At 58.9% G+C, this 12,658-nt stretch carries 12 protein-coding genes; 11 read left to right on the top strand and 1 reads right to left on the bottom strand.

All coding sequences use genetic code 11. The features are described 5' to 3' along the window. Nucleotides 1-109: 109 nt before the first annotated feature. Nucleotides 110-1,252 carry a CRISPR-associated endoribonuclease Cas6 gene (gene cas6, locus ACVWZF_RS04385; protein WP_041437102.1) on the bottom strand — a complete coding sequence of 381 codons (1,143 nt, stop codon included), beginning with the start codon at nt 1,250-1,252 and terminating at the stop codon, nt 110-112. Between the two features lie 559 nt (nt 1,253-1,811). Here cas6 and cas10 point away from each other — a divergent pair. The 11 genes from cas10 to ACVWZF_RS04330 all read left to right on the top strand — a co-directional run bounded on the left by cas10 (nt 1,812) and on the right by ACVWZF_RS04330 (nt 12,288). Next, nucleotides 1,812-4,022 carry a type III-B CRISPR-associated protein Cas10/Cmr2 gene (cas10, locus tag ACVWZF_RS04380; protein WP_457402976.1) on the top strand — a complete coding sequence of 737 codons (2,211 nt, stop codon included), beginning with the start codon at nt 1,812-1,814 and terminating at the stop codon, nt 4,020-4,022. After that, nucleotides 4,022-4,744 carry an RAMP superfamily CRISPR-associated protein gene (locus tag ACVWZF_RS04375; protein WP_011432243.1) on the top strand — a complete coding sequence of 241 codons (723 nt, stop codon included), beginning with the start codon at nt 4,022-4,024 and terminating at the stop codon, nt 4,742-4,744. The genes cas10 and ACVWZF_RS04375 overlap by 1 nt, the downstream gene beginning before the upstream one ends. Continuing rightward, the gene (gene csx10 / locus ACVWZF_RS04370) at nt 4,744-5,976 is read left to right on the top strand and encodes a type III-D CRISPR-associated RAMP protein Csx10 (protein WP_457410944.1); all 1,233 of its coding nucleotides are present in this window, start codon (nt 4,744-4,746) and stop codon (nt 5,974-5,976) included. The genes ACVWZF_RS04375 and csx10 overlap by 1 nt, the downstream gene beginning before the upstream one ends. After that, nucleotides 5,973-6,413, top strand: coding sequence for a hypothetical protein (locus ACVWZF_RS04365; RefSeq protein WP_414402616.1), 441 nt, complete (start codon nt 5,973-5,975; stop codon nt 6,411-6,413). The genes csx10 and ACVWZF_RS04365 overlap by 4 nt, the downstream gene beginning before the upstream one ends. Before the next feature lie 3 nt (nt 6,414-6,416). Continuing rightward, nucleotides 6,417-7,064 (top strand): hypothetical protein, encoded by a 648-nt coding sequence (locus tag ACVWZF_RS04360; protein WP_414329367.1) that lies wholly within the window; start codon nt 6,417-6,419, stop codon nt 7,062-7,064. A 19-nt stretch (nt 7,065-7,083) separates the two neighbouring features. Then, entirely contained in the window at nt 7,084-7,935 is an 852-nt protein-coding gene (csx7, locus tag ACVWZF_RS04355) for a type III CRISPR-associated RAMP protein Csx7 (protein WP_457410943.1), read from the top strand. A 166-nt stretch (nt 7,936-8,101) separates the two neighbouring features. Further along, nucleotides 8,102-9,076 (top strand): RAMP superfamily CRISPR-associated protein, encoded by a 975-nt coding sequence (locus tag ACVWZF_RS04350; RefSeq protein WP_457410941.1) that lies wholly within the window; start codon nt 8,102-8,104, stop codon nt 9,074-9,076. Continuing rightward, a complete protein-coding gene (locus ACVWZF_RS04345) occupies nt 9,073-9,525 on the top strand; it encodes a hypothetical protein (protein ID WP_011432237.1) in 453 nt (150 codons plus the stop codon). The genes ACVWZF_RS04350 and ACVWZF_RS04345 overlap by 4 nt, the downstream gene beginning before the upstream one ends. Nucleotides 9,526-9,527: 2 nt before the next feature. Then, nucleotides 9,528-10,619, top strand: a complete 1,092-nt coding sequence (locus ACVWZF_RS04340) for an RAMP superfamily CRISPR-associated protein (RefSeq protein WP_457410939.1) — start codon at nt 9,528-9,530, stop codon at nt 10,617-10,619. Between the two features lie 10 nt (nt 10,620-10,629). After that, the gene (locus ACVWZF_RS04335; protein ID WP_457410938.1) at nt 10,630-11,382 is read left to right on the top strand and encodes a hypothetical protein; all 753 of its coding nucleotides are present in this window, start codon (nt 10,630-10,632) and stop codon (nt 11,380-11,382) included. A gap of 9 nt (nt 11,383-11,391) precedes the next feature. Continuing rightward, a complete protein-coding gene (locus tag ACVWZF_RS04330) occupies nt 11,392-12,288 on the top strand; it encodes a putative CRISPR-associated protein (protein ID WP_457410936.1) in 897 nt (298 codons plus the stop codon). Nucleotides 12,289-12,658: the final 370 nt, after the last annotated feature.

Genomic DNA, 12,658 nt, shown 5'->3' with positions numbered 1-12,658 from the left:
TCCCGCTGACGCGAACAGAGATAGGCAGGATGCGATCGCTTCTTTCCTGAACCATGTTCAGGAGAGTCCAGCGTGAATGTATCAGGCTCAACAAAGTACCTCAAGTCATCTAGGGAAGACTGCTCGACGAGTAGTCCTGGGATCCAGACTGGAGAGAGCGGCGGGCCAGCTTGGCATAGGTCTTCACCGTCTCGTAGGGCATCTCCAAATCAGCGGCGATCTGTTGTAAGCTCTCTCCACCTTCGCGGCGGGCCAGGATCGTCGCCCACAGTTGGGCAGTTTTTTCGGCGCGGGATCCCCCTTGTCGTTGCCGCTGGCTGAGAAAGAGGGCGCTCAGCTCCTCGATCCGCTGGGCCACCTGCTCTTCCCGGGAAGGGACAGGGGAGGCGGGTAGCTCTTCGGCCAACCAACCCAGGCGGGTTTGCCCTAGCCCAAAGGGGGTTTTGTGGCCGGTGCCGCAGTAGGGGGCAAGGTGGATCAGGGCTTGGAGCTGCTGCTGCAACAGCTCAGGCGCACGGGAGGAGACAGCCAACTGCACACAGCCGATGAATCCCGTCACGGATCCCTGGCGACCTGCGGTGGTTTTGACCGATTCCAGACGGTGCCGCTGGATGATCACTTCCCCATCCACCCAATCCAGAAAAGGCTCCGCCTCGATGGGCAGACCGGAAAAATCGTTCCAACGGCGCAGATAGCTGTGGAACAGGTTGCGAGGGATCGGCAGCGGCAGATGGTGGCCCCGGTGGCGAAAGCTGGTGGGCGAGACGAAGGAAAGGCTCCAGGAGCGGGGGGAAAGAGGCTGCTCCAACAGTTGACGATAGGTGCGCGGGGGGATCGAGATCTGCCATCCCAGGATCTGCAGCGGGGATCCCCGCAATTCCAGCCAGGTGGGCAGCCGTTGGCACCACCCTCGCAGCCACTCCACCACCGGCGGGTTGAGGCCGGTGATCCACCAGCGGAAGGGGAGATGAGGCGGGATCAGCGGTCGCCCCCCCTGCTCGCGGAACGGCCCCATCAGCCGGGAGAGGGTAAAAGGTTTCTCCGATTCTCCATCGTGCAAATAGGCCGATAGCTGCGGGTCTGTCTCTTGCACCTGGCTCAAGAACCAGGCGTGCAGCCCTTTGGCATAGTGGGGATCCAGCAGGTAAGACCGAGGAGCCTGAACTTCCAAGGTGATCCCCACCAACTCGGATCCCGTCGGCCACTTGCCGTTCGCTTCTCTATCAGCAGATGGCTCTGAGAAACTCAGCATAGGCACAGCCCATTCCCAGTCCACAGCAACAATCAACACAAAACCCAACTTTCCATTGAGAAAATTTTAGAAGGGATCCCTTCTTATTGGGTTTACTCTCGAATTGCCCGTTGTACAGGCAGAAAAAATCTCACAATCTGAAGAAAGCCTTGAAATCGTCTGCAACCCATCGCACTCGATCTATACTGCTAGCAAGCTAGAGGACTGAAAACCATGAGGCGAGAGCGTTTATCGGATATGGCTGAAACAATCGGTAACCTCAATGGCATCTCTCGGCTTGATTCGATTGGTTACCCACCCAACCGGCAAACCCTTTTTTGAAGGGCTTTGGTCTTCCGCGAAGGATTAAAAATCGAGGCCAATTGCCCCCAGCCTTTAGGGATCTGTCCGTCGCAGCCGATGGAAGCCCTGTCCAAGACTTGTCTTCCTTTTTCGCATTTCGCAGGTGCTGCTCATGACCCCTACTTCTGCTCCCTCTCCCGTTCCTGTTGCCTTGGCCTGGTGCCTGGCGTGGGGAGAACAGCGGGATCCCCAGTTTGCCCTGGAGACCTTGCAGCAGATGCGGGCCGCCGTTCGCGCCGACAACGAGGCCGGGATCCCAGAAGAGCTACGGCCCATTTTGGCTCAGGTGCGCCAATTTCAGGAGAGCATGGCGGCGAAGACCTTTCCCAGAACCCCGGCGGAGCTGCAATCCCGCTACCCGGAGCTGTGGCAGCAGACAACCCGCATCGGCTTGGTTTACGGGGGGGCCACCAAGATCAAGAGCTATGTCTTCGAGTCGGCCAAGCTGTCGGAAATCCGCGGGGCCTCCGCTTTGTTGGATCGCATTAACCTGGTGGATCTGCCCGCCTTTTTCGGGGATCCCGAGCAAACCTACCTGGGATGGGAAGGTTTGGGGAAAGAGTCTCAAGCAGAGCTGAGGGCCTATGTGGCCGAGCAGATCCGGCCTTGGCTGCAGCAGCACTACCCGGCTTTGGCGCAAGCCCTGATCCCGGAGCTCATCATCTACTCCACCGGGGGCAATCTCCTGGCCTTTTGCCCGGCGGCCCATGTGGACGATCTCTGTGAGGCCATCGAGCGGCGCTACACCGAAGAAACCCTCACCGCTAACGCCTGCGCCGTGGGATCCGCCTTTCGGCTGCTGGAACTGCGCTACGGCCTGTTGCGGGATCCCATCGAACGCACCCCCTGGCTGGATTGGCTGGCGCAACACAAAACCCATCCCCTGGTGAGAGCCTATTTTGGGGATGGCAGCGAAGCCAGATTTCAAGACCGCAAAAGTTTCAACGAGTTGGTGGGTTACCTGGCCGCCCGCTTCAACCACCGCCGCAACGGCAATCCGGATCCCGGTCGCCCCAGCCGCGCCCATCCCGCCTTTTTTGAAACCCATCCCTACCTGCGCCGCGACAGCACCGACCGTCGCCCTGCCATCGCCAAAGCCGACCTGGTCGATCAGCCCTGGCTCTCGGAAGCCACCGCTCGCAAAGCCCTGGTGGGTCGCCAGGCCAAGCGCATTGAAACAGGCAAGCAAGGGTGGTTCCGCAAGTTCCCCACCTGGGATCCCGGCTTTGTGGAAAGCTGGGTAACGCGATTTGCCCGCTTTCTCAACTCTCCCGCCGGCGAGCCCTACCGGGAGCGCTATTTGCAGCCCCATCAGGGATCTGTCCAGGGGATCGGCGAGGCCCAATCTCTACGGGAAGTGGCCAACGCCAGCCTGGGCAGCCAGGGCTTTGTGGCTTACCTTTACGCCGATGGCAACGACATGGGGGGCTATGTGCAGCAGATCCAAACCCCAGAAGCCTACCGACAATTTAGCCGGGATGTTTCCGAGGCAACGGAAAAAGCCGTTTACCACGCCCTCGCCCAGCACCTGCAGGCCCATCGGCTGCACGGCCTATCCCCAGATCCGGAAACCGGCAGAGACCGCAACGGCGAGTGGATCCACCCCTTCGAGATCCTGACCATCGGCGGAGACGATGTGTTGGTGGTGGTGCCTGCCCACAAAGCCCTGGAAATTGCCGCCACCTTCTGTGAGCAGTTTGAGCAGCTCCTGCTGGACACCTCGGCAACCTATGCAGCTCAATCTTCCGGCAAGGTGCCTCACCGCTACCCGGCGGCAGATCGGAAGCTCTGTCGGCTCTCCGCCTCGGTGGGGGTGCTGATCGCCTCGGAAGACACCCCCATTTACTACGCCGAAAAGCTCACCGAACAACTGTTGAAATCCGCCAAGAGCTACGCGAAAAAGCTGAAGCCCAAAGACAAGGACTGCTCTGTGGCCACCATCGACTTTCTCTCGTTGAAGTCGGTCGCCCTGGTTGCCTCCAGCATCCAGGATTTTCGTCGGGAAGCTCTGGAGATCCGCCAGAACAGCCACACCCTCAAGCTCTACGCCGGCCCCTATACCGTCCCGGAAATCCACGGGTTGCTGAGAACGGTACAAGCCCTGCAGGAGGCCAATTTTCCTCGCTCCCAGCTTTATCAGATTCGCAGCTTCTTGGAAAAAGGCAAACGCACCGCCACCCTCAACTATCTCTATTTCCGCAGCCGCCTGGGCAAAAAGGGGCAGCCGCTGATGGAGGCTTTTGAGCGCACCTGGTGCAAGGCCAAAACCAACGACGGCCACCTTCCCCCCTGGATGTATGTTGAGCCACAGGTATCCTCGTCAACGCCAACCTATGAAACCATCTGGCGGGATCTGGTGGATTTGTACGCCTTTGTGCAAAAACAGCCCCAGGCCGAGGGTCGGCCCGTTCTGGCGGAGGTGGAGTGATGGTGAGACTGGCAGAGCTGCCCCAAGCGGGGCGAACGATCACCTCTATCCCTTTGAGGGCCACCCTCGCCTCTGCCCTGGCGGTGGGAGCCGGCGGCTCCAGCGGCTCCCTGGCGGATAAGCCCCTGCTCAAAGATGCCTTTGGCAGGCTGATCATTCCCGGCTCCCAACTGAAGGGGCGGCTGCGCCACGAGTGCGAGAAACTGGCCCGTGGCCTGGGCTGGGCCATTTGCCGCTCTCCCGACCCAGAGCGCATGTGTCCGCAGCGGGAGGGCAGCGCAGGAAATTTCCACCGCCCCGAATACCAGGTGGAGGGCTACGCCGGATCCCATTGTCTGGTCTGCCAGATATTCGGCAATCCGGCCCTGCCTGCCCGCCTGTGGGTGGAGGATCTCGTCTGCGAGGTGCCGCCAGCAGCTCTGGAACCAACCCTTCGCCCTGGGGTCACCCTCAACCGCCGCCGCCGCACCGCCGAGGATCAGCGGCTCTACCTCATTGAGACCTCTCCCGCGGCTGAGCTGACTTTTTCCGGATCCCTGCAGCTTTTGCCCGATTGCCCTTCCTGGGGCAAAACTCTCCTGTTGGCGGCCCTGCACCACCTGATCGCGCTGGGGGGCAGCAAATCCGCAGGTTTGGGCTGGCTGCACTGGGATCCTGGATCCCTGCAGGCTCTCCAGCCCACCGCAGCCGATTGGGCTTTCTTGGCCCAGGGAGGGAGCTGATGGAAGCCATTCAACTCACCCTAACGGCTCAGTCTCCCTTGGCCATCGGTCGGCAAAAGCCGGGCGGCTCCATCAGCGAGGCCCAGGATTACATTCCCGGCAGCGTGATTCGCGGTGCTCTGGCCGACCTCATGCTCAGCCAAACCCAACATCGCCCTGCCGAGGCGCTGGAAGGAGATTTGGCCGCCCTGTTTACGGCAGCTCGGCCTGCTGTGTTTACCCACGCCTATCCGGGATCCGGCAGCAAGGTCTTGCCGGCCACGGCCTTCAGCTCGAAAAACAATCCCGGCTTCCGCTCAGAGGCGGGCAAAACGGGGGTGTTCGACACGCTCCTGGATCGCTTCTGCTCACAGCGGCTGGGGATCCCGTTCGATCCCACAGAGCCGGACGGTTCCGGGGGAAGAGTGGAGCCCTTCGGGGGGTTCTACAGCCAGCAGGAGTCTGACCTGGGGCCCCGCTACGAACGAGCTGCTGTGTCCAAACGCCTGCTCACGCGGGTGGGGATCAACCGTCGCCGCGCCACTGCTGCCGACCAAATCCTCTACAGCCTAGAGGTGATGAACGAGGGCAAAGCCCGCCCCAATGGGCATCTGGAGCGCTCCCTTTTCAGCGGCTACATCTACCTGCGGGATCCCGAGCTGGCCGAGACCCTCACCCGCTACCTCAACGCCCGCGCCCACCTGCTGCGCTTGGGAGGAGGGGTGTCGCGGGGATTGGGCCGGGTCAACGTCACGGCTCGGCGTCTGGCTGCTCCCCGGCCTTCCCTGGCCCAGCGGGTGGAAGCCTTCAACCAAAAGCTGCGGCAGCGCTGGCAACAATGGCAGGTGTTCGGGGATCCCTGGCAGCCCCTTCCGCCGGAGCGGCAGTATTTCTCCATTGGGCTGCAGTCGGGGGCCATTCTCAAAGAGCGCTGGCAACGCACCACCGTGCTCACCCCCCAGATGCTCCAGGAAGAGGCCAACTGCGAAGATGGATCCCTGGCTTTGGAGCTGGCCTTCAGCAGCTACGCCTATGTCTCCGGCTGGAACGCTGCCTGGGGTCTGTTCAAAGATGTAGAATTGGTAACCACGCAGGGCAGCGTCTTTCTGCTGAGCACCACGCAACTGGAGCGTTGGATCCCGATTTTGGCGGAGATGGAATACTGGGGGATTGGCGAACGCACTGCTGAAGGATTCGGCCAAATCGAAGTTTGCAGTCCGTTCCATCATCATTTCTGGGAGAACCCGCTATGACCTTCGCCACCAGCGAGATCACATCGGAACAAGAGCTCAAGATCCAACGGCAAATCCGGCTGGCCGAAGATGATCTGGTCGCCAGAATTCAAGCCGCCTTGGATAACTTCAGAGGTCTCAACAGATTGGAAGAGGCCCAATATCGCAACCTATTGCACGTGGCAGCTTCCACCGAAAGCTCAGAGGTGATCAAGAACTTTTTGCGCTACCAGGTGGGGCGCGATAACAAGTGGGGGCGGGGCAAAGACTCTTTGGCAGAAGCCATCATCAAAGACATCGACAACTGGATTCATCAAAGGGCTATAGCCATCGCCAGGGAAGCCGGAATTGAAAGAGCATCCCCCAAAGTCAACGAGATCAAAATTGACTTGATTCGGCGCTACCTGGGCTATGGGGCCCGCTACCTCAAGTACAAGCGAGAGGGAGGAGGATCCTAGACCGTGACCTACAGCAGTTTTACCCTTGAGAGAGCCATTTCGACCTTTCAGCTCAGGTCAAGAATCATCCATGGCCTGTTTGCAGAGGTTCCACCGACTGAGTGCTCCGATTACTTGAAAATAACCCTAGATCGCTATCTCGGCTTGGCCACCTCGGTCAACAGCGAAAAAGCCCGCTCCGAGTTTATCATCGCCCCTGTGCTGGGAGAGGTGAAGTACCTATGTCGGGATCAAATCTCGCTGTTTTCCGGCAAGGAATTCAACGTGGATCCCGAGAGGGGGTTGGTGGGCCTATGCGACTACATCATTTGCCTATCCCCTCTCCAACTCTACATTCAAGATCCGGTGGTGATTATCGTTGAGGCCAAAAAAGAAGACTTGATCGGGGGTCTGGGCCAGTGCGTTGCCGGTATGGTGGGGGCACAGGTCTTTAACAAGAACTCCAATTCTCAAGTAGACAGTGTCTATGGAGCAGTAACCTCAGGAACCAACTGGCGATTTGCAAAACTCGAGGGTGACCAACTCTTTATCGATGACAGGGAGTACTTTATCTCAGAAATTGCTCAGATCCTAGGGATCCTCTTGAGTTTTATTAAGGGCTCCGTCTCGCTTCGGGAATGGCAAACCTCTGCAGTACAAGCCTTAACTTGAGCAGCCATTTGAGGGAACAATGTTCGACGTTTTCAAAAACCGCTTGGAAATCACCGGCACCCTCACCACCGTGACCGCTCTGCACATCGGGGTGGGCCGCTCCACCGAACCCATCGGCTCGGATTTGCCGGTTCTCAAGGATGCGCTGGGCCGTCCGCTCATTCCCGGCTCCAGTTTGAAGGGGGCGATGCGCTCTCGCCTGGAAAGTTTCTTGCGGGGCATCAACCCAGAGCTGGCCAGGGATCCCGGCGAATTGACCAGCAGCGAGCAATTTCAGATCATCAACCAAATTAAAAATGACTACAAAGGGGACGATGCGGCTCTGACTCAAAAGCTCATTGAGGCCACCGACTGGGTCTCGCAGGTGTTTGGATCCCCTTGGTTGGCCGGCAAGGTGCAGATCCGAGATTTGCCCGTGGTTCTGGAAGCCTGGTTTGGCCAGTACCAAGAGCGGGATGGCGTGGCCATCGATCGGGATACGGAAACGGCGGCAGATGGCAAGCTGTACGACTTGCAAGTGGTGCCTGCCAGCACCCCCTTCCGGTTTCATGCCGTCGTCGAAAATGCCGAGGAATGGGAACTGGGCCTCTTGGCCATTGGCTTGCACCAATTGGAAACGGAACAGATCCCCCTGGGAGGGGGGCGCTCCCGTGGCTTGGGGGTTGTCCGCCTGCAGATCTCGGCAATCTATTGGTTCGACTCGGAAGGGGATCCAAGACGGCTGCTGGCCTACCTTCAAGAGCTGGTGGCCGGATCCCGACAGCCGCTCAGCCCGGAGCAGGCTGCCGCTTTGCGCCAAGACTGGGTGGAAGCCCTGGTTGCCAAATTAACAACGGCCTCTCAACGGCAATCGGTCGGCCCCCGCCGCTAGCCCTATTTCATGTCAGGAGGGATCCCGATGGTCTTCATGGACTCTACAACGGTTGGCGATACGGTCAGCGTTTTCCACCCCTATCGGTTGACAAACTGGACAGACTGCTTGCCGCCCCAAGCCCCTCAACCAAAAGCTCCTGTTCTGGTGTGAAGGATCCCAGGCTATGCACAAACGCTACGTTAACCATTGCACCCTCTGCCTCACCCTCAAGCCCGATGGCCCTGTTCTCATCAAGGCGGGCAAAGAAGGGGCTGACCCGACGAAGCCGGATATGGAGTTCGTCGAAACCTATCACGGCGACGGGCGAACGGTCTATTTTCCCGGCAGCTCCCTCAAAGGGGCAATTCGCGCCCATGCGGAGCGCATCGTCCGAACGGTGGGCAGCGACAGACGTCCTGAGGGGGGAGGCTTCAAACTCTGGGCCAGCGATCCCCTCGACCAAAAGGCCAATCAATGGCTGGAAAAAATTGAAGAGCCCCACCAGGTTTACGCCCTTTCTTCCTTTACGGATCAGATGTTCGGCAACACAGCCATCGCCAGCCGGGTCCGCATCGAAGATGCCTATCCCAAGCCGGGAACCCCTCTGCGCCTGGAGGAACGTAATGGGGTGGCCATCGACCGCGTCTTCGGCTCAGTGGCGGTGGGGCCGTTCAGCTATCAAGTGTGCGTAGAGGGATCCTTTCAAACCAAGATCCACCTGAAAAACTTTACCCTGGCCCAACTGGGTCTGCTGGGACTGGCGTTGCGGGATCTGGATGAAGGCTGGTTTGGCATCGGCTTTGCCAAGTCCCGCGGCATGGGCACCGTTCGGGTTGAGTACGAGTGGGCGGTGGTGGACTATCCGGGCTGCCTGGTGGATGAGGCAAACGAGCAGATTCGACTGCTGGGATCCCCCCTGACCTGGCCACAGGGATCCCTGTTGGGGGCGGGCGAATTTTTAACCCCCGAAGAGGCAGGCAAATACGGCTTCCCCAAACCCGATTGCCAAGCGGTGCCGGTGGGAGCGGAGCCAATGCCTTTGGGATTTGGGGCGCGGCTGACCTGGGATCAGACGTCTGAGGCCAAGGTGGAACATCTGCTCGCCACCGCCGTAAACAGTTGGGCCAAACTCCTGCAAGCGGAGGCCAAAGCCGTATGAAACCAGCCTACGTCGCCTCCCTCAAGATTCAAGATGGGGCAGAGTCCTCGCTTTCCCAAGTGCTCTCGGCTTGTTTTTCCACTTCTGAAAAAACCTACTCCTTTCTGCGCTGGCCCCATCGAGTCAGCGGCATTCAGGTGGGGATCCCGGCGGATCCCGTCTGTCCAGAGGGGCAAGTTTTCTCCCAACAAGGGGAACTGCGCTGGAAAAGCACCCCCCACGGCTGGGATCTGCTGTATCTGGGGATCCAAGCTCCCCCGGACTCCTTTATCCCTCTGCCGGGAGAGTGGCGGTGGGAGGATCACGCAGCCGACCTGTACGGATCCCAAAATCGAGAAACCCGCTTTCCCAAGCCCCTCAGCCATCCCCAAGATCTCAAGGTGGGCCAGCGCTACTTCCGAGATGAGCGAACTGCCCGCGTTCACTTTATTGCCCTGATTCCGAGGTGACCATGACCCCCCAAGGCCCTCGCCCATTGCCCAACCAGGCCGCATCTGCAAGATCGTCTGCCGGCAACAGCAGTCAAGGTGGAGGCAAACCAACCGTGTTTCCCAAACCCTATGAGCTGATCCCGTTTCCCACCCAGCGCCCCACGCTGGAGCGGCCCGCCGGCCACGCCAAGTTCCACGCCGATAAGCTGCACGGCACCCTCTTTCTCACCCTGACGGTGCAGACTGCCGTCCACATCTCCACCGGCCACTTGGCCTTGGGCAGCGATGTTGGAGTCAAAGGGATCCCGGTGCTCAAAACCATGACCACCACCCCCAATGGAAGGCTCAAAATCCAGGGCAGCTCCCTCAAGGGGGCCATCCGGGCCATGTATGAGGCGATCACCAACAGCACCCTGGCGGTGATGATGAGCCAGTACCGAAATCGGATCCCCCCAGAGCGGCACCCCTGCCGCAACAAAGAGCAGCTTTGTCCGGCCAGCCGCGTTTTCGGTGCCCTGAACTGGCAGGGATTGGTGGAGTTCAGGGATGCCATTGCCACCAGTGCCGGATCCGGCGGCGGATCCCTGCCCCCCCTGTACCCTCCACGCCCGGATCAGTGCAAAGCTTATTTTCAGAGCGAAAACGGCAGAGTCATCGGGCGCAAGTTCTACTACACCCACAGATACACCCACAGAAACGCGTTGCAGGGCAGTTCAAGGGGAACGCCCACCCAGCAAGCGATACAAAACACAGTTTTCAAAACCCAAATCCACTTCAAAAACCTCACCCCTGCCGAGCTGGGCACCTTGCTCACGGTTTTGGGGCAGGATCCCAACCATCCCATGCTGCTGAAGGTGGGGGGCGGTAAGCCCGTGGGCCTGGGATCCCTGCAGGTCACCCTCGACAAGATCGAGCGGCCCGGCAACCTAAAAGATCGCTACAGCCGCTACGATCCCCCAGAAGCCGATACCCTGGAAGGAAAACGCCTCCAAGCCTTTGTGCAAGAGCAAATTCAAGCTGCCCAGGGCTACATCTTGCCCGAACAACTCAAGCGATTGGCCGCCATCCTGAGTCCCACTGCTCTGCGCGAGCCGCCCACCGGAGTGTACTGAGGGTTCCCCCATGCTGTCAGACACTGTCGATCTCAGCCCCCAATCTTGGGATCTCGCCCACGGCATCGCCCTGACCTTGGCCAAAGAAAGGGTGGATGTCGACGAGTTGAGCAAATGCGTCGCCTATCTGCGCTCGGTTGCCCATCACCCTGACGCGGGATCCCGCTTTTTCCGATTCACCGGCGAGCTGGTGCGGGAAACTGGCCTATGCCGTACCCAACAAACCAGAAGATACTATCAGCTTATTGACGAAACCTGCAAAAGGTACTTGCAACCTCTGCAAGACAGGCCGGCGGAGATGCTGCAGATCCTGGGCTGGGCAGCCCGGCTGGCTCGCTACTACAAGGATGGAGGGATCCCCATTGGCGAGATTCCACCACCTCAGGGATCCCAACCCAACGACAACTCCGGTCGCAAGGACTCCGTTCCCCAAGGGGCGGGAAACAAATCCCAGGACGACAGACAACAACAAAACCATCAACACCAACAAGACCAGGCCCAGCATCAGGCCCGCAAAGCCCACTTCCAGACCGGGCAAAAGCTGAAGGCCACCATCACCAACATCAAGGGCAACGAAGTCACCTTCCAGATTCTGGACACAGACACCAAGCTCACCCAGAAGGAGCCCAAACGGGCGGGATCCCTCTCGGTGGGGCAAGAGGTGCAGGTGGAAGTTCTGGGTCTAAAGGAAGATGGCAGAATCCGCAAGGCCAAGCTGCTCTGGGCGCAAAGCGGAACAGAGCCCTCGAAAAATTTGAGTTAACCGCCTATCATGCAGACCATCATCATGACGGTGGGCACCTCCTTGCTCACCAACCTTGACAAAGACCTGCAGCCGCAGCGCCCCTGGGTGGGACAAAAAACCATCGGGGATCCGGAGCAAGCGCTGGCCTGGATGAAAAGAACCGATCTGGAGCTGATCAGCGCCGAAACCAACACCTACTTGCGGCTGGATCCCACCTCGAATGATGCCTTGATTTTGCTGCACTCAGAAACCCCCGACGGATTGGAGTGTGCCCAGATTTTGAAGCTCTTTTTTGAGCAAGAGCTGGGTCAGCAGCAGGTCTCTTTGGTTCCCCTTCCCGGCATCAACTATGAGCTAGAGGGATCCTCACTGGAGCGGATGGCCGAGCTGTTGAAACAGTTGGCAGAGAGCGCCAGGGGGATCGTCACCTTTGCCGCTACCGGCGGGTTTAAAGCCCAAGCCATGATCATGGCCGTGGTGGGCAGCCAATTGGGGGTCCCGGTTTGCTACATCCATGAGCAATACAAATCCCTGGTCTACTTGCCCTACCTACAGCCGCAAGTTCAGCCCCGGATCCCACGGGCAGATCTCCCCGATTCAGGCCGAGATCGCTCCCAGATCATCCAAATCCGAAGCGATGCCAGCCATCACCGACCCCGCAGTTGGGCCAAAGTGGAAAGACTCCTGCGAGACATTCCCTGGGTGGATCTGGTTCGATACGATCCACACGCCTACGCTGCCCCCAAAAACAGCGTCAAAGCCTCAAACCGCAAAACCGAAGATGGCCGCCACATTCTGTGGATCCACCTCCACGAGAGCCAGGACACCCACCTCGCTGTCAGAGTAGAAACCACCGGCTACACCCCCGAGCACCTAGAGCTGGCTGCCACCGAATTGCGGCAACGCTTGGGCCGTCTGCTTTGAGTGTTTCCATGAATCCCGCTTCCCCAAAGGGAAGTGACTTATCAGGTATAGGGTTTTTGCTACGCAAACCTACATAAAATAAGGTATCGCATTCGGAACAACGGTTGATCCGGGTGGCGTGGAAGTTGCTTGCGGCTCAGGATCGGTTCCATTAACAGGAAATTACCGAGTACAGCGTATTCGCTTCGACCATCATCCGTTTCAACTACCCCTGCCAAAAGTGCCAGATCAGATCTAGATCATCACGTCTGCAGTTATTAAGCTTGTCTGAGACACATATTACGAACAACGCGAAAAAAGGAAGTAATATGGTAGAACATGAAAGCCTGAATACACCAACCAAACTTCTCCTAGTTGGAGTGGAGATCCT

Source organism: Thermostichus sp. OS-CIW-30, assembly GCF_054060215.1.
Note: the sequence above shows the minus strand (reverse complement) of the source record. Positions and strands in the feature narration are given on the sequence as shown.